Here is a 17,518-nt window from a genome sequence, read left to right on the forward strand (position 1 = left end):
AAGGTTCGGCTCCCTCCGAGCGGCGCTTCGTCGCGCCCCTCTCTCAGGCACTTATCCAATATATCTAACCTACTCTGCCTTGTCAACTACTTTCTCAAAAATTTTTTCGCCTTTTATTTGCTGTCGCTACAAAGCTTATGGGGTGAGGGTTTTAGGCTATAGTATTCCTGAAAGTTGTTAGGGAAGTAATAGAGTCGTGAGTAAAGCTGGTGTTTTGCCGCCTTGGCTGGTGTTAGATCCGTTATTGCGTGGGTGGTTGTTGGAGGATGTTGGTAGGGGCGATCGCACTACGAATGGTCTGTTAGCGGCAGATGTTACGCTAGGATCAGCGAAGTGGATAGCGAAAGCACCAGGGGTAATAGCTGGCTTACCAGTTGCAGCAAGAGTATTTCAGCTTTTAAATGAAAAAGTTAGCTTTGTAACTACTATTGATGAAGGTGCTTTCTGTGAACCGGGACAGGTTGTGGCTGAAATTCATGGTTCGCTGGATGCTTTGTTGATGGGGGAACGGGTGGCTCTTAACTTGGCTATGGGATTGAGTGGCATTGCAACGCTAACCAATACATATGTAGAAAAAATTGCAGATTTACCTGCCCGCTTAGTCGATACGCGCAAAACTACACCGGGACTGAGACTTTTAGAAAAGTATGCGACTGCTGTGGGTGGGGCGACTAATCATCGGATGGGTTTGGATGATGCGGTGATGATTAAAGACAACCATATTGCGGCAGCTGGAGGAATTGCTAAAGCTATTACCCGTATCCGCGCTCAGATTCCTTATACGTTAACCATAGAAGTAGAGACGGAAACTATTGAGCAGGTAAAAGAGGCTTTGGAATATAAAGCTGACATTATTATGCTGGACAATATGCCTGTGGATTTGATGCGTCAGGCGGTGCAGTTGATTCGTCAGCAGGATAATGGTGTGAAAATTGAGGCTTCTGGGAATGTAACCTTGGAAACTATTCGCGCTGTGGCTGAGACTGGTGTTGATTATATTTCTAGTAGTGCGCCGATTACTCAGTCAAAGTGGTTGGACTTGAGTATGAAGATTGAATAATTACTGGGGCGATCGCCATAATTCCAATTTCAATAAAAAGGGTTGGGATTCTGACTAGATAAAAACAAGCTGAGAAACCCAACCTTAGAAATCAACTTACAAACTAACCATTTACGATATAAGGCGAGTTAATCGCCGCTACACGCTCGCCATCCACTAAAGCCTGATAAACTATCGCCACTACCTCTGCGCGTGTAGCGTCGCGGGTGGGGTTGAGTTGTTTGATGTTTGGGTAATTAACAATTATGCCTTTTTCTATAGCTTTGGCTACTTCGTCTTTGGCATAGTCAGGAATTTTAGCTTGATCATCAAATGCTTTGATGGTATTTGCAACGTTATTAGATAAGCCAAGTCCTAGTCCATTTACTAATGAGACTACCACTTGTACTCGTTGAATGTTGTCGTTGGGACGGAAGGTGTTATCAGGAAAACCAGCAAGAAATAGACCTTGATAGGCCTGCTGGATGACTTTAAATGCCCAGAAGTTATCTGCTACATCTTTAAATCTAATTACAGCCCGATTTGGTGATGGGTTGAAGGCTTTGACTAACAAGGCTGCATATTGCGCTCTCGTCATTGTCGCATCTGGTTTAAAGGTGCCATCAGGAAAACCACTCACGATACCTTGTTGCACTAACTCCCGAATAAATGGTGCTGCCCAATGATTACCAATATCTTTTAAGTTTATAGGTTTGGGTGTTGGGGTTGGTGTTGGTGTCGGTGTTGGGGGTGGTGTCGGTGTTGGTGTCGGTGTTGGTGTCGGTGTCGGGGTTGGTGTTGGTGTCGGTGTTGGTGTTGGTGTTGGTGTCGGTGTCGGTGTTGGTGTCGGTGTTGGTGTCGGTGTCGGGGTTGGTGTTGGTGTCGGTGTTGGTGTCGGTGTTGGTGTTGGTGTCGGTGTTGGTGTTGGTGTTGGTGTTGGTGTCGGTGTTGGTGTTGGGGTTGGTGTTGGGGTTGGTGTCGGGACTGGTGTTGGGGTTGGTGTTGGGACTGGTGTTGGGTTTGGTGTTGGGGTTGGAAGCTGACTGACTATGAACTCTACATTGCCTGTGACTTTAGTTGTGTCTATTTGATTACCTATAGAAATCAACTTATTAGAGCTGGCGTTTTGCAAATCAAATTTGGCGTTATTGCGTAGGGTATTACCTCCAGGATTACTAGTATTACCTATATCTGGTAGAGCATTACCAATGACTGTCAAACCATCATCAGTATTATTTTCAATGAGATTATTACGTAATATGGGACGAGCAGTACCAGAAACAACTATCCCTGAACGATTCTCGTAAATCTTGTTATCTATCAGTGTGGGTGATGCGGTATCACTGACTGCGATGCCAAAGCCAGTTTTAAAGCAGACATTACCCTGAATTTGTCCTTTGGAGTTTTTAGCGATCGCTATTCCATTAGCGGCATTCTCTGTAAATACATTACCAATAATTACTGGGTTGGCATCACCTGTAGCAAATACTCCCTCACGTTTGCAGTTGATGAAGGTGGAATTAGCAACGGTAGGTGTAGTTGATTCTATCCAAGCACCACTGCCACGACTAGCCGGATTTGTGACAGTTACGCCTCGCAGTTCGGCGTTGTTCAGAAGTACAAAAGTGACATTTTGTCCCGCAAAAGTACGGCTGAGGTAGTTTCCACTACCTTCTATTAAAATATTGCTGCCTTTGCTGGTTTCGTTACCTACCACTTTGACGCTAGAGGGGATTGTGAGAGGAAAAACTTCACCACTTGCAGCATTGTAACTACCGTTTGCCAGTTGAATAGTTGTATCAGGAGAGGCAACCTTGAGGGCTTGGGTAATCGTCTTGAATGGAACTGTTTGGCTACCAGGATTTGCATCATTGCCTGTAGCTGGATTTACGTAAAAAGTTTGCGCCATATTTATACCGTTTAAAAATACATAGCCATCCTAGCGCTAACCTTGGAAATAGGTGGCGATCGCTAAAATTTGCAACAATGACTACTAAATAAGCTTGAGATATTCCAGAAAAGTCTTCATAAAACTAAGTGCCGCATGAGAATATTCCCATAAGATAAGGGACGGAATAAACATTTGCATTCAACCTAGTTAATTAGTTAGGCTATTGATAATCCTGTTACTTGTCTGGCGTGATATGGATTTTGAAAACAAAACCACCGCCCCAACTCCTGATGATGTAGAATTTGCGCGTTCAGCTACGCTGGGCGGAACGCCATCGCCTACAATTCGTAAGCCATTAGAAATTTTGTGCAGTACAGAGGCTTTACTACGTCGCCCTACTGTTGCTACCCTGGCTCCACTATTACCTCCAAAACTGGGTAATGGTTTGCAAGTAGCATCTACAGTTGCAGAGGAATCTTTAAAGGAACTGGCAGAAATTGATTTAGAAGAAATTAGCGATTTTGAATTACGACCTGCCAGGATTTTTATCGGGTTAAGTTTTGTGGGCTTTGGTGCGTTGATAGTACTAGTACTGGTACTTTATTTGAATACTTTGCATCCGGAACTAAATACTGTTGGGCAGATTCGGCAATACTGGTATCAATACATTTGGTTTGTCAGTTTGGGTATAGCGGGAATGTTTCTTCTAGGTCGAGAAGCGATGCGTCCTTACCATGAAGAGTCAAAAGTTAAGAAATAAGAAAAGTATCAGAGTAATTGCTGTCTTTGATATTACATAACAAAGATAATTTAGATTGTTAACTTGATTTAGATGAATCAGGATGCTTTTATTGTTACCCCAGGGTCAAAAATTTCTCTAAGAAAGGATTATGATCCTGCATATCAAGACGGATATCACGAAAAAGCTGAAGCAGCCCAAAAATTACAGGCAAATATTCAACAATTAGCGCAGTATCAAGATATTCTCTATGCTCAAAATACTTATGCTGTGTTGATTATCTTTCAAGCAATGGATGCAGCTGGTAAAGATAGTACGATTAAACACGTAATGTCTGGTGTAAATCCTCAGGGGTTTCAGGTGTTTAGTTTTAAGGCTCCTAGTGATGAAGAATTAGATCATGATTATCTGTGGCGCTCATCAAAAGCTCTACCAGAAAGGGGACGAATTGGCATATTCAACCGTTCTTATTATGAGGAATTACTGGTAGTTCGGGTACATCCAGAAATTCTTAAAAAGCAACAACTTCCTCATAATCATAAAGGGAATCAGATATGGAAACAGCGTTTTGAGGAAATTAATAATTTCGAGAAATATTTAGTTAATAATGGAGTGATAATTCTGAAATTCTTTTTGAATGTCTCCAAATCTGAGCAAAAAAGGCGGTTTTTAGAACGGATTAAATATCCAGAAAAGAATTGGAAGTTTTCTGTAAATGATGTGCGAGAAAGAGCTTTCTGGGATGATTATATGCAGGCTTATGAAGAGGTTTTTCAGCATACGAGTACTGACTGGGCCCCTTGGTATATCGTCCCAGCCGATCGCAAATGGTTTACACGTCTTGTAGTGGCTGATATTATTTGTACAAAGTTAAAACAACTAAATCTTAAATATCCCACAGTTAGTGAAGAACATCAGCAAGAATTGTTAAAAGCTAAGTATATTTTAGAACAAGAAACTTAAAAAAGCTCAAGCAGAAATGCTTGAGCCATTATTAAGTGCAATGAATGTGCTGAATCAATGTGTTAAGCTTCAAGCATCACATCAATCAAGCTTAGTAACGGTTGCGTCCGCCGCCGCCACCATAACCACCACGATTACCACCACCAAAAGAACCTCTATCTTCTTTTGGTTTAGCCTTGTTTACTTTGAGGTCACGTCCCATCCACTCAGCACCATCAAGTGCTTCAATGGCTGCTGTTTCTTCAGCATCTGAACCCATTTCCACAAAACCAAAGCCGCGCATCCGGCCTGTTTCACGATCGGTAGGTAGTTGAACACGCTTTACAGAACCATATTCTGCAAAAACGGCATTCAAACTATCTTCTGTAACGTCGTAAGAAAGATTGCCTACATAAACTGACATAGATTGTCTCCGAAATCATAGGTACGTAGAGATTTAGGTTTCGGAGAAAAGTCTGTAAATACCAAAAGGAAAAGCCCGTCAATACTAAAAACAAACGCGGTCGCCGAATTAACTCTCACTTTCTAGTATGGCACAGCAACCAACTATCGGGGGGGAGTTACAAAAACCGTTACATAAGTTTATAAAAGCAATCGATACCTAAATACCTCTGATTATTTCTTGTTAATCTCATCTTAACTTCATAAACGGCCTTTAGTTGCTTTTTTACCGTTGTATATTTGCGGGGTAACTTAGCAACGCCCAAAATGTTAAGCTGTCAGGCATTTAATCTGCATATTTTTTCGTGTTGGCTGTTGACGGTTGACGGTTGACAGTCAACAAACCATACAAGTGACTATGTAATTTAAAAGCGTAATAGCTTATTCTGTCCTCCTTAGGTTCTTTTTGTATCATTTACGGATTCAAGCTTGATACTTTTGAAGTACTTTTTGGACACTTTAATTACTTATTGTTAGCAAATTGCTAATTTTTACACATAAATTCTAAAAAATGCTGAGGAATTGGGAACAATTCCGGAAGGTCTACAGTACCCTTAGTGACAATTTAAGCGAAAGAGGATTAAACAATGCCAGAAACTAAATCAAAACTTCTAATTCCTGTTGTTGGCGCGGCTGTAGTCGTGGCGGGAAGTGTAGCTGCCTATATGTATCTTAAAGGGCCTTCTGGGGATGGTTCTGGTGCTTTAGGTAGCGCTAAACTAGTGCCGTCAACAGCATTAATGGCTACCTACATTACTACTGATCCACAAGCCTGGGAAAAGTTACAACAATTCGGCACACCTGAAGCACAAAAGCTAGTTGCTAAGGGGTTGGAAGATTTTAATAAAGAAATGTCGAAGGATGGCAGTATTTCCTACGAAAAAGATATCAAACCTTGGGTAGGCGGGGTGATGGTGGCTGTGTTACCTCCCAATGCAGCCAAACCTGCCCAATTTAATGCACCTGCACCTGGAGCAAATCCACCGATCGCTCTACGCCAGGAACCACAGATTTTAATGGTAGTTGGGATTAAAGATAAACTGAGCGCGTTAAATTTTGCTAATAAATTAAAATCACAAAAAGGGGTCAAATCCCAAGAAACTGATTATAAAGGTGAAAAAATTACACAAACTCAGGCTGAGACTGGAGCGCCAACATATAGTGCTGTTTTGAATAATAGCTACTTAGTGTTTTCTCCAGAAAAACCAATTGTAGAACAAGCTATAGATACCTATAAAGGTCAACCATCCTTTGCGGCTAAAGAGGGAGCTAATAGTATTCTCAGCAAGGGTGTGGATGTAAAAAATTCCCTGGCTCAAGTTTTCATTCCTGATTATCCAGGGATGGTGAGACAACTGATAGCCGCAAGTCCCCAAGGAAATCAGGTAAATCCCCAAACACTGAAACAACTGGAGCAAGTAAAATCGATGGCTGCGGGTGTGGGAGTGGATGATGCAGGTTTACGATTAAAGGCGATCGCTAATTTAGATCCCCAACTGAATAAATTCCAATATGAAAACTCTGAATCGAAAATATTAGGTCAATTTCCGGCTGAGACTTTTGCCCTCATTAGCGGACAAGGAATTAGTAAAGGGTGGTCAACAGTTGTCGAACAGTCGAAAGATTATCCAGAATTTAAGCAAGCGCTCGAACAAGTACGCGCACAGACCAAACTAGTTAATCTCGACCTGGATAAAGACATTTTTGGCTGGATGGATCAAGAATTTGCTTTTGGTGCAATTCCCTCGAACCAAGGTGTATTAGCTAGCATAGGTTTTGGTGGCGCGTGGGTATTTGATACGAGCGATCGCAAAACCGCAGAAGCCACTTTGACAAAGCTGGATACTCTCGCCAAAACTCAACAAATCAACATCACTACCAGAAATATTGGTGGTAAAGACGTTACCGAATGGCAAATTCCCCAACAAGGAGCTTTATTCGCCCACGGTTGGTTAGACCAAGATACCGTATTTTTAGCAGTTGGCGGCCCTGTTGCGGAAGCTTTGGCAAATGCCAAGAATCAAACCCTAGACAACAGCGACAGTTTTAAAGCCATTGCAGGTTCTTTACAAAAGCCAAACGGGGGCTACTTCTATTTAGATATGGACAGAACGATGACCTTATTCAATCGTTTTGCCACCCAAACACAGCAACCTATCCCCCCAGAAGCTAACGCGGTTCTCAGTTCTATTCGTGGTTTGGGTATCACTGCTAATAGCCCTGATAAATCCTTGAGTCAAGTGGAGATGTTGTTAGCCCTCAAACCTAGTACAGCAAAGTAGCGATTTAAGATACCCGACTTCTCTAAGAAGTCGGGTATCTTACGGTGATGTCAACTTTTAAGTTTTACCTTGGTTGAGTAGATTTGCATCCCGCAAGTATGTCATAAGTAAAAAAGGCTGTTCAACGCAAACTGACTTATGACTGTTGCTATAAACAAAGCTCCTGGTATAGCTTCTCGCTTGGTGAATGGCATACTGGCCATTAAGCCTCTAGCCAACCTCGCCAAGCACCAAGCTAGGCAAATGATGATTAAACGGGCCCAAAGAATTGGCGTACCTTGGATCAATGAAGTCAAGACATTACAAGCCCGTAACTGGACAGAAGATTTTGCTCAAGTACAAAATCCGCAAATCACCTACCCAGATTACTACCTGACTTCATTTCACGGCTATGATGAGGGGGATTTAAGTTGGCAAGCAGCTTTTGAACTGGAAGTGGCGGCGCGTACTGTCCATGCAAGAATTTGGCAGGATGGGAAAGCCGACGGTGATGCAAAACTGCGCCAAAGTTATCACGACATTCTCAAAGTGCAAGTTCCTCAACCGCAAGACATTCTCGACTTGGGTTGTAGCGTGGGTTTAAGTACATTTACCCTACAAGAAACTTATCCCCATGCTCAAGTTACAGGTTTGGATTTGTCTCCTTATTTTTTGGCTGTAGCTAAATATCGCGCCCAACAAAGTCAGGCTCAAATCAATTGGATTCATGCTACAGCCGAGTCTACAGGATTGCCAGATAAAGCTTTTGATTTAGTTTCGCTTTTCTTGATTTGCCACGAATTACCTCAATTTGCAACCCAAAAGATTTTCGCAGAGGTGCGGCGTATATTGCGTCCTGGTGGTCACATATCTATCATGGATATGAATCCGCAAGCAGAAGCTTACAAGAAAATGCCGCCCTACATTTTGACACTGCTCAAAAGCACTGAACCGTATATGGATCAATATTTCGCTTTGGATATTGAGCAGACTTTAGTAGAGGCTGGTTTCCAAACTCCGACAATCACTAAAAATAGCCCTCGTCATCGCACAGTTATTGCTCAAGTGCGTGACTGATTTATTCCTGTTGCTGTGGGCGGTGATTCCACCATTAGTATTTTTGGGGTACTACTATTATCGTGTACCCCATGCCCCGCCTTTATCTGTGCTGTTGTGGTTATTTCTGTTAGGGGCAATATCTGGTTTTCTGGCCTTGGGCTTGGAATATGTGTTTGATTCTGTCGCCAATTGGGTATTAAACTGGCAAAGAATACAGCGATCGCTTTTTGGTATCGCTTTACGTCAACTGATAGCGATCGGCCCGATTGAGGAAGGTTGCAAGATATTAGCAGTTGTTGTCGCCAACTATTATTTTCAACGTCGTTATCACCTCACATCTAGTAGCATTTTTCTCTTTACCATCGCGGCGGCGTTAGGATTCACCGCAGAAGAAAACTGGATTTATCTTTATCATGGCACAGCAACCGTCCTTGAGCGGAGTATTGGCACACCAGTACACGCCATGTTTTCTGCTCCTTGGGGATACGCCTTAGGGAAATACCTTCACGCAACTGAGCGATTAAATCACCACAAAAATCTGTTAGTACGAGCGGGGATTAACTCGGTAATTTTTCATGCTCTCGTCAATGTACTTTCTAGTGCTTGGCGTTATTCACCACCTCTACGTTTCCTCAGCTATGGTTTCTTTCCGTTATTGGTGTGGATGTTTTGGCGTATGGAACAATTGCTACGAAAAGTTACATCCCAGCGTCCCCTGAATTTAATATCTGGTCATACTTCCCTCCATCGTTACTGGCAAAGGGGTTTAGTACTATTTGCCCTTATGCTGGGAGGTAATGCCATTTTCGGGCTGTTTCTTTTAGCTAGAGTGATTAGTCCCTTGAGTCCAGCACAGGTTTTTTCACCCGATTTTTTTTGGCTGATTATGAGCCGGTTTTTAACTAATTTAGCTTTCGGAATCCTGGCTTGGTTAATTTATTTATACTTAAGACATGGATCTAGCGATCGCCATTTCTAATAATATCTGCGGTAATTGGTGATGGTATAGCTGGGGACTGGGGATTGGGGATTGGGTGAAAAGTTTTGTTGTGTCTAGGTTGTACTGGCAACAGCCATAAAACACAACTACTACCCATGAGTCTAACTCCAGATAAATGGCAGAAAAAAGTAAAGTAGACTACCTGGCAATTCGTGGATTATTTTTTACCTTTAATAACCAACTAACTCCACCGCATCTCTGCCGTCCCAATCTTGTAAATAAACTTTGACCACTTCTTCTTTCGCTGTGGGTAACTGCTTACCAACAAAATCTGGATGGATGGGGACTTCCCTATGACCCCTGTCAACCAACACTGCTAGACGAATTACTTCCGGTCTACCGTACTCGTTAACGGCATTTAACGCTGCACGAATTGTCCTTCCTTTAAAGATGACATCATCTACCAAAACGACTGTTTTTCCGGTCAAGTCAAGCGTAATGCTGGTTTTAGCTGGCGTTCGTAAACCAATTTGGTCAAGGTCGTCCCGATAGAAGGTAATGTCTAAAGCTCCTACACCGACATTAATACCTTCTAGGGTTTCAATTTGACGTGCTAGTAGTTCCGCTAGTGGCACGCCCCTAGTGTAAATACCTAGTAGGACTAATTGAGATAAATCCCGTGTTCTTTCAACAATTTGAGATGCCAATCGCGTTAAAGTACGGCGGAGGTCTTCGGCGGAAAGAATTTCAACCACTTTGACAGGCGTAGCCATAGAACGATACCCCTGGGAATGAGTTAATAGGGAGTGGGGGAAGTTATACCAATTCAAAATTCAAAATTCAAAATTCAAAATCAAGAATCAAGGCAGAACAAGCGTTTGGGGCTTTATATCTGTCGCATTCTTTTTTCAAATTGGTACTAGGAGTTGAGGTAGCGGAAAATGTTTGAGCAAGTTTTCCTTTTGCTTCCCCTACTTCTCCTCCCGCATACCTTTAGCGTATCAGGAGTATAGCGATCGCCACACCTAGCCAGAGCAAAAAGCTATATCTAGTTAGTTGCAAAGCTGTTTGAATGTGTTGCGGGTTGATGGGAGAAGTGGGATCTCCTAAGAGTGGTTTTTGCTTGGCTATTCCACGATACCAATTTGTTCCCCCCATCTGTACACCCAAAATGGCTGCATAGGCGCATTCGCTCCAACCTGAGTTGGGACTAGGATCATTAATTGCATCACGGCGACAAATTCGCCACACATCCCCAGCCTTCCCTGATAATAATCCTAAAGTTATCACTGTCAAGCGACAAGGTACCCAAGTTAAGTAATCTTCTAGTCGCGCGCTGAACCATCCTAAATATGTATATGGTGCTTCTTTGTAACCCACCATCGAATCGAGGGTGCTGCTGGCTTTATATGCCAAAGCCAGAGGAACTGGCCCCACATGGGGAATGCAGATACCAACAATAGCGTAAAACAATGGAGCCATCACCCCATCTGTCGCATTCTCTGTAACTGTTTCTAAAACTGCTCGGAGGATTTCTGATTCTGGTAGGTTGTCTGTATCTCGACCAACATAATTACTTAAAGTCCGCCGAGCTAGTGTTAAATCCCCTACTTTTAAAGGTTGTAAAACATCAATAGCTGCTTTGGCTAGACTTTTTAAAGCAAAACAACTAGCTAACATAATACTTTCTAGCGCGATCGCCAAAATAGGATTTAGCCATCTCGTCATTTGCATTATTAACCAACCAACCCCACCGCTACCAACAATCAAAATTATTGCGAGAATAATCCCAGCTAGGCGTTGTGTTAGAGATTTTTGACACAGTTGGAGAAAAATTTTGCTCAACCACGAAATTACCCATCCCATAACTTGCACCGGATGAGGCCAACCCCAAGGATCACCTATTAAATAATCTAAAATTACGGCAATGATTAAGACATAGATGTTATTAGTCATGAAGGAAAACAAATGTCAACCGACAACTGACGATTGTTAAACCACAAAATTTGCTTCTTCTCCCAGAGAAGCTTGCCAGCTACGGGCATCGTAATACAAATCTGCCAAAGTAATACTGTATAAAGCCTCTTTTAGTTTTTGGTTGAGTCTTTGCCAAAGGCTAAATGTTACCCAATCTTCTGTTTGTGCTGGGGTCGGAGTATGGCGGGGTAAATTAGTGATAGTTTCATCGACAGCCTCTAAAATTTGTCCTATGGATATTTTTGCTGGTTCTCGTGCTAGTTGATAGCCACCAATGCTACCTCGAATTGATTTGACTAAGCCAGCACGACGCATTTCTATTAGTAATTTTTCCAGGTATGGAGCTGGGATATCTTGACGTTTAGCGATCGCTTTCACAGATGCAGGGCCATAGCTAGGTTGCAAACTTAAGTCCAGCAAAGCCTTTACACTATAGTGTCCTTTGGTTGTTAGTTTCATTTTCTTTAGTTGTCAATTGTCAGTTGTCAGTTGTTTTTTCATGACCAATGACTAATGACCAATGACTAAGGATCAGTTTTACTTATCATTTTTCTCCTTAACAATCAAGCCGACTAAGGAGACAACTTTTTACTCCACTTTAGAAAACTTAAATAAATATAGTTTAGCAGTGATTGATTAACTATATATAGTTATCTCGATTATCAAAATTAAATTGTCTTGCAAATATTGGTAATTGTGCAACAATTTTGCTTATGAGTGTAATATACTTGGCTAGGCTGAGATAAAAACTAAAGGATATTGTTCCTATTAGCTCAACGTCAGCTAAAATAAAATCGATTCAACTACTTAAACCCCTGATTTTTGACCTAAGTTGATGCCTAAACAGAAAAAAATAGAACCCCTAGTCGGTGAAGAACTGCTCAAAAAAGTCAAAGAGCTAGAGAACCTTAGCAAAGAAGAAAAAGCTAAACAGTGTGGCTACTATACCGTTACCAAAAATGGTATAGAGCGTGTCAATATGATGAAATTCTTAAACGCCCTAATTGATGCAGAAGGCATTCAGTTAGACAGCGCTCCTAATGCCAACGGACGTGGTGGACGGAGTGCTAGTTATAGAATTAGTGTGCAATCAAATGGTAACTTGTTGATTGGTTCAGCTTATACAAAACAGATGAACCTCAAGCCAGGAGATGAGTTTGTCATCACTTTAGGGAAAAAGCACATCCGTCTTAGACAAGTAGATGGCGAAGAAAGAGAAATCCTGGAAATCGCAGAAGCTACAGCATAATTAATAGTTAGTTGTCAGTTGTCAGTTGTCAGTTGTTATTTTTCCACTGACCAATGACTGATGACTACTGACCAAACGGTAAAGTGTCTGGCGTGTGACTGCCAAGTTACACGTTAATGCAATTTGCTCCCTATCTAGCAACCCTAGAATATGGTCATGATTGTCTCGTGCCACCACAGGTAACTGATGCAAACCTCTAACCTCCATGCGGTCTAAAGCCTCAGACAAAGGTTCATCACGCCAAGCATAGAGGATCTCTTTTGTACAGATATCGATGATGCTTTGATTGGTGAAATTACTTTGGATTTCACTTGCAGAATTCTGGTAATTTTGCCATAGAGAAAGGGTACGGTTGAGGTCTTCTAGGGAGATAATCCCAACTAGTTGTTCTGCGTCATCAATAACTAAAGCACTGCGTGTGCGATCGCTTACCATTTCTCTAGCAGCTTCTAAAATACCCAAAGTCGCAGGTAGCTTTTTTGGGCAAGCAAGCATAGCATCCTCTACTAAAATTTGCTGCAAAATTTCTACTTTTTGGTCTTTCGGAATTGAAAGACCAATTTGCTGTAAATTAGTATGAGAATTAGTATTGGGTTTAATTCTTTCCACTAGCCATACACTTAAGCCCACAGCCGCCATTAAAGGTAAAACAATTCGGTAATCGCGGGTAAGTTCAAATAACATTAAAATTGAGGTTAATGGCGCTCTCACACTTCCAGCTAAGACGGCAGCCATACCCACCATTGCGTAAGCCGGAGGTGCTGCCATATATTCGCCGATTCCTGGCGCTATAAGGGTGAGAATCTTTGCATAAGCTGAACCCAGTGAAGCACCTAAAAACATTGCCGGCGCGAACAAACCGCCAACAAAACCACTACCCGCACTAATGGCTGTCATCAGCAACTTTAAAACCAACAATATCAATAACAAATCTAGAGAAAATTTGACATCTTGCAGCATCGCTTGTACGGTGCCATAACCGATGCCCAAAATTTGTGGGAACTTTAAAGCTACTATGCCAATAATGAAACCCCCAATGATGGGGTGAATTGGCTGAGGAATTTTCCCTAAAAATTGAAACCCAGGAATCGAACCGGCAAAACAAGCTTTTCCCCAATTAATTGATTGTTTATAAGCTACAGAAACCAAACTAGCACCCAACCCCAAACCCAGATAAAGGGGCAATTCTAAAGGGCTGCGGACTTGGTAAACTGGTAAAGCAAAAGCAGGTTGCGCCCCTAAACCAATTTGTGCAATTAAAGCCGCTACTACCGCCGCCAACAGTACTACACTCACGGCGGAAGTGGCAAAAGATGTTGCCCCCATGACTACTTCTAAGGCAAAAAATACCCCAGCGATTGGTGCATTAAATCCCGCCGCCAAGCCAGCTGCCGCACCAGCACCTAAAAGTAAACGCTGGCGTTCTTGCGAGACTTGTAATATTAAGGACAACAGCATTCCGAAATTAGCGCCAATTTCCACACTTGGCCCCTCTGGCCCCAAAGAAGCACCACTCCCCAAAGAAACCGCAGCCGCTAACATTTTCGTCACAGGACGCAATTGTCCTTTGATTTCGCCACCCTCAGAAGCGGCAATGAGTGAGGACAGTCCAGGGCCAAAGTCTTGTGTGCGCCAGCGCATTAATCCAACTATTAGCCCTCCTAAAATGGGGACAAGAGCTAATGTCCAAGCGCCCCAAACACCTATTGCACCCATCAGATTTTCTAGCATCAGGTGGTGAATCAGCTCAATCAAATAGTGAAAAGTCACCACCCCCATACCAGTGCCACCGCCGATGAGTACGGCTAAAAACAACACGATAGTTTCTGGGGAAAGTTGAAATCGGTTAATGAGATGTGTGACTTGGGCGGAAGGTGTAGGAAAAGCAGATGGTTCTGTTACCTTCCTCAGCTCAGTGGGAGGCAGTAGAGTCATTGAAAGGCGAGGTAAATGTAAGAAAAAATGTAAATTTTTATTTGCTATTTCTTATTGTCAGTCATTATTTATCAACCAGACAAGTAAATTTAGTAAACCAAATTTACAATCTGTAGCTAAAAAAAATTTTGCTAAACCAAATTTTTCTGGAGATAATGGTTAAATGAGAAAAGATGGATCAGAAAGTAACAATGGCAAATTACAAAGTGTAAGTAGCTGTTATGTAGTGCGTACACAAATCAAGGACGAAAAAGGGGTTACAGGTTTAGAGATTCTTACTTAGTAGGAACTAAATGCTTCGCTACCGTTAATAGGACTCAGTATGGGCTTAAGCCCCGTTTGACCCACACAACTTTTCCAAGCTAGACGGTCATTTGATAGAGAACCTAAGGACGGAATGATGATAGACGTTGGACATTTATCCTTCTTATTCTCTCTCTCCTGGCTTCTATGGGATTTATCCTGACACCTATTTTCCCGACGGTAATCCTCTTTCTTAAACGCAAGAGTATGATATGTACGCACTGAGTAAACGAGTGACAAATCAGCAAAAAACAAGAGACATATTTCCTTAAATCTAGCTATACTCGTGTTGCAACCATTAAGTCGTCCTTAGTAGAAATACAACCGTGTGAGTGGTTAAAGGATACTTTTATACTACACTGGCGTGTCTACTAAGTATTGCTGGGGAACTTAATATGGGTATTCTTAATATAGCGAGTAAATGGACTAGCGGACGAGGTAGATGAATACACACACCTTTGATAATCATTACGTTACTTGCCCAATTTGCCAAAGATACACTAAGGCAAAACCAATCAAAAGTTATATAGGTTTATTTACTTGTCCGCACTGTCAGGAAAGAGTGGTGGTCTGTCAAAGCGGCCATTATGTTCGTGACCCCTTTACGCTCAACCAGATCATGATCTGTTCCGCTTTACGTCGTCAAAGTAGTCCTATATCCAGAATTATAAGAGATTTTATCCTTTTTAAGCGTCCTTTGGTAGCTTTGGCGGTGGGAAGTGCTATTTTCTTGGGGATGATGACTATCACTCAACAAGAGACGAATTACAATCAGCAATTACTGCCAGGAACCGAGGAAGTTAAGTAGGGACTTTTAAGAGGAAGGGGGGCAGAGAGCAGGGAGAAATAAGAATTAATGATATCCTTCTCCTAACTCAGTAGGTTGCTCAATGCCCCGCTAACCCTAAAATCACTCTGCACTTTTTTACAACCGATTAGTTTCTTTGGTTACTAGTTGCCAACTTTCCGTTTTGTCTAGTATCTGCACGGAGTCTAATTGCAGACGTTGGAAATCTGATGAACTGATGAGTAGATATGGTTGTCTGTCGTAGTGCCAATGATGTTTTAGTTCTTCGGCAGAGGCGGGAATAATATGGCGATCGCTATAAAAATCCAATGATGGGCGATGATAGGGAAAAGATGTATAAATCTTTTTTGCAGCTGGAGTTACTTTCTCTATCATCGCCGCTACAGGTTTTACAGGATAAGCTTGCCATAATTCCCAAACCCAATAGTTAGATTTCATCAACAGCAGCAGGGAAATATAACTACCCCAAAACAATATTTTGAGAAATTGTCCGTCCCCTCGTTCTGCTAGAATAGCTGACATAATCATCGTCAAAGCGACTGCGGCAAAAATTAGCTGTAAGTCAGTTTTTGCAGCTATTCCCCAACTAAAGTGAATGCTAGCAGCTGAAGCTACTACGGCTAAGATTGACAAACCAGCCACCCAAGCGCGGGGATAGGATGATAGTAAAGGTAAGTTTTCTATTTCTGCTAACTGTGCGCCAAAAGCTAAGGCTAGGCTGGGGTAAATGGGGAATATGTACCAAGCAAGTTTCACACTCACAAGAGAAATGAGTAGTAAATAAACTATGCTCCATACAAGTATGAGTCTTGCCCAGCTAAGATTGCGATTTTCCCAAAGTAACTTGGTTGTTTGTGGTAAGAAGATTAGCCAAGGCCAAGTCCATTTGAGGAGTTCAACCATGTAAAACCAAGATGGTTTAGTATTCTTGTGATCAACTATACCAGCTTGTTGTAGGGATGGAAGAAGTAAGCCATTCTGGACAAAATCATTGCCGTAGTGTAGTACTTGAGCGCCATACCAACCAGCTACAGGCAAAAGTCCCATAGCGATCGCTATCCATAAATAATAACTGGTAAGTAGTCTTGGTGTATCCCAAAACAAAAACACTAGGACGACTGCACCTAATAAAAAGCCGGATAGTCCTTGGGTGAGACAAATTAATCCTAAACTTAAACCTATGCCGAGACAGTAACGTAAATCTCGACGCGATCGCAACACGCACAGCATCATCACCAACAAGAAACTCACCACCGCCCCTTCTAACATCGCCAAGCGCCCATAACGGACTACAGGTAACATCGTTAAGTAGATTAAGGCACTATAAATCGCTGCCCAGCGTTGACGGAATATTTCTCTACTAAGACAATATAGTAATGGTACTGATAAGGCGGTCAAAATTGCCCCTGGTAAACGTGTCGTCCATTCATTTACACCTCCTAAATAGTAAGCCCCTGCAATTAGTATGTGCATGAAAGGCGGTGTATCATGATAAGGTTGCCCTCTCAGGGTGGGATATAGCCAACGTAGGGAATTGGCCGATTCTTGTGTTATTTCCCTAGCGATTTGGGCTATAGTTCCCTCATCCCAATCTTGCAGGGGTAATCCTCCCAAGTTAACGCTGAACAATAGTAATGCTGCAATTAACAACACTACTAGCCATAAGCGATCAATCCATTTATCAACTGCACGGTGCTGTCTTTCCAGATGACCCCAAATAAAGCTTCCTTCCTGCATATTCTATGATAATCATTTTACTTGTTGGTTTGATTACATAGAGATCAAAGTGAATCTCTAATGTGCCACCCAGTAACAACTTGTTTACTGAATAAATACTAAATTCCCAGGTTAGCTCAATTTTCTCTGAGCAGCGATAATTTTTTTGGGAAATTTCCCTAAATTTTGCTTTAATT

Annotated in this window: 16 protein-coding genes; 8 read left to right on the forward strand and 8 right to left on the reverse strand. The window is 42.1% G+C overall.

The features are described 5' to 3' along the window. The first annotated feature begins 196 nt into the window (after window positions 1-196). Window positions 197-1,060, forward strand: a complete 864-nt coding sequence (gene nadC, locus H6G14_RS18155; RefSeq protein WP_190568735.1) for a carboxylating nicotinate-nucleotide diphosphorylase — start codon at window positions 197-199, stop codon at window positions 1,058-1,060. Between the two features lie 103 nt (window positions 1,061-1,163). Here nadC and H6G14_RS18160 read toward each other — a convergent pair whose 3' ends face one another. Next, entirely contained in the window at window positions 1,164-2,948 is a 1,785-nt protein-coding gene (locus H6G14_RS18160; protein WP_190568736.1) for a DUF1565 domain-containing protein, read from the reverse strand. 235 nt (window positions 2,949-3,183) lie between these two features. Between H6G14_RS18160 and H6G14_RS18165 the strand changes: the two genes are divergently transcribed. Both H6G14_RS18165 and H6G14_RS18170 read left to right on the forward strand, forming a co-directional pair. Then, window positions 3,184-3,690: a hypothetical protein gene (locus tag H6G14_RS18165; RefSeq protein WP_190568737.1), complete on the forward strand. Its 507-nt coding sequence runs from the start codon at window positions 3,184-3,186 to the stop codon at window positions 3,688-3,690. Window positions 3,691-3,762: 72 nt separating this feature from the next. After that, window positions 3,763-4,632 carry a polyphosphate kinase 2 family protein gene (locus tag H6G14_RS18170; RefSeq protein WP_190568738.1) on the forward strand — a complete coding sequence of 290 codons (870 nt, stop codon included), beginning with the start codon at window positions 3,763-3,765 and terminating at the stop codon, window positions 4,630-4,632. Between the two features lie 91 nt (window positions 4,633-4,723). On the opposite strand, the gene H6G14_RS18175 is transcribed toward H6G14_RS18170, so the two are convergent. Continuing rightward, window positions 4,724-5,035: an RNA recognition motif domain-containing protein gene (locus H6G14_RS18175; protein WP_010996245.1), complete on the reverse strand. Its 312-nt coding sequence runs from the start codon at window positions 5,033-5,035 to the stop codon at window positions 4,724-4,726. A 625-nt stretch (window positions 5,036-5,660) separates the two neighbouring features. Between H6G14_RS18175 and H6G14_RS18180 the strand changes: the two genes are divergently transcribed. The 3 genes from H6G14_RS18180 to H6G14_RS18190 all read left to right on the forward strand — a co-directional run bounded on the left by H6G14_RS18180 (window position 5,661) and on the right by H6G14_RS18190 (window position 9,372). Beyond that, a complete protein-coding gene (locus H6G14_RS18180) occupies window positions 5,661-7,355 on the forward strand; it encodes a DUF3352 domain-containing protein (protein ID WP_190568739.1) in 1,695 nt (564 codons plus the stop codon). A 138-nt stretch (window positions 7,356-7,493) separates the two neighbouring features. Further along, window positions 7,494-8,411 (forward strand): class I SAM-dependent methyltransferase, encoded by a 918-nt coding sequence (locus tag H6G14_RS18185; RefSeq protein WP_190568740.1) that lies wholly within the window; start codon window positions 7,494-7,496, stop codon window positions 8,409-8,411. Continuing rightward, window positions 8,404-9,372, forward strand: coding sequence for a PrsW family glutamic-type intramembrane protease (locus H6G14_RS18190; protein WP_190568741.1), 969 nt, complete (start codon window positions 8,404-8,406; stop codon window positions 9,370-9,372). The genes H6G14_RS18185 and H6G14_RS18190 overlap by 8 nt, the downstream gene beginning before the upstream one ends. On the opposite strand, the gene H6G14_RS18195 is transcribed toward H6G14_RS18190, so the two are convergent. The 4 genes from H6G14_RS18195 to H6G14_RS18210 form a co-directional block, all read right to left on the reverse strand. Further along, window positions 9,353-9,490, reverse strand: a complete 138-nt coding sequence (locus tag H6G14_RS18195) for a hypothetical protein (protein ID WP_190568742.1) — start codon at window positions 9,488-9,490, stop codon at window positions 9,353-9,355. The two genes, H6G14_RS18190 and H6G14_RS18195, sit on opposite strands and share 20 nt — an antisense overlap. Before the next feature lie 73 nt (window positions 9,491-9,563). Then, window positions 9,564-10,106, reverse strand: a complete 543-nt coding sequence (pyrR, locus tag H6G14_RS18200; RefSeq protein ID WP_011319864.1) for a bifunctional pyr operon transcriptional regulator/uracil phosphoribosyltransferase PyrR — start codon at window positions 10,104-10,106, stop codon at window positions 9,564-9,566. A 220-nt stretch (window positions 10,107-10,326) separates the two neighbouring features. Next, entirely contained in the window at window positions 10,327-11,289 is a 963-nt protein-coding gene (gene cbiB / locus H6G14_RS18205; RefSeq protein WP_190568743.1) for an adenosylcobinamide-phosphate synthase CbiB, read from the reverse strand. Window positions 11,290-11,325: 36 nt separating this feature from the next. Then, window positions 11,326-11,769, reverse strand: a complete 444-nt coding sequence (locus H6G14_RS18210) for an Rrf2 family transcriptional regulator (protein WP_010996239.1) — start codon at window positions 11,767-11,769, stop codon at window positions 11,326-11,328. A gap of 376 nt (window positions 11,770-12,145) precedes the next feature. Here H6G14_RS18210 and H6G14_RS18215 point away from each other — a divergent pair, with 376 nt between their 5' ends. After that, the gene (locus H6G14_RS18215) at window positions 12,146-12,559 is read left to right on the forward strand and encodes an AbrB family transcriptional regulator (RefSeq protein ID WP_010996238.1); all 414 of its coding nucleotides are present in this window, start codon (window positions 12,146-12,148) and stop codon (window positions 12,557-12,559) included. A 21-nt stretch (window positions 12,560-12,580) separates the two neighbouring features. Here H6G14_RS18215 and H6G14_RS18220 read toward each other — a convergent pair whose 3' ends face one another. Then, a complete protein-coding gene (locus tag H6G14_RS18220) occupies window positions 12,581-14,494 on the reverse strand; it encodes a chloride channel protein (protein ID WP_190568744.1) in 1,914 nt (637 codons plus the stop codon). A 745-nt stretch (window positions 14,495-15,239) separates the two neighbouring features. Between H6G14_RS18220 and H6G14_RS18225 the strand changes: the two genes are divergently transcribed. Next, window positions 15,240-15,605, forward strand: coding sequence for a hypothetical protein (locus H6G14_RS18225; protein ID WP_190568745.1), 366 nt, complete (start codon window positions 15,240-15,242; stop codon window positions 15,603-15,605). Window positions 15,606-15,722: 117 nt separating this feature from the next. On the opposite strand, the gene H6G14_RS18230 is transcribed toward H6G14_RS18225, so the two are convergent. Then, window positions 15,723-17,342 (reverse strand): ArnT family glycosyltransferase, encoded by a 1,620-nt coding sequence (locus H6G14_RS18230; RefSeq protein WP_190568746.1) that lies wholly within the window; start codon window positions 17,340-17,342, stop codon window positions 15,723-15,725. Window positions 17,343-17,518 lie beyond the last annotated feature (176 nt).

Origin of the sequence: Nostoc parmelioides FACHB-3921 (assembly GCF_014696625.1) — a bacterium.
Taxonomy (GTDB): domain Bacteria; phylum Cyanobacteriota; class Cyanobacteriia; order Cyanobacteriales; family Nostocaceae; genus Trichormus; species Trichormus parmelioides.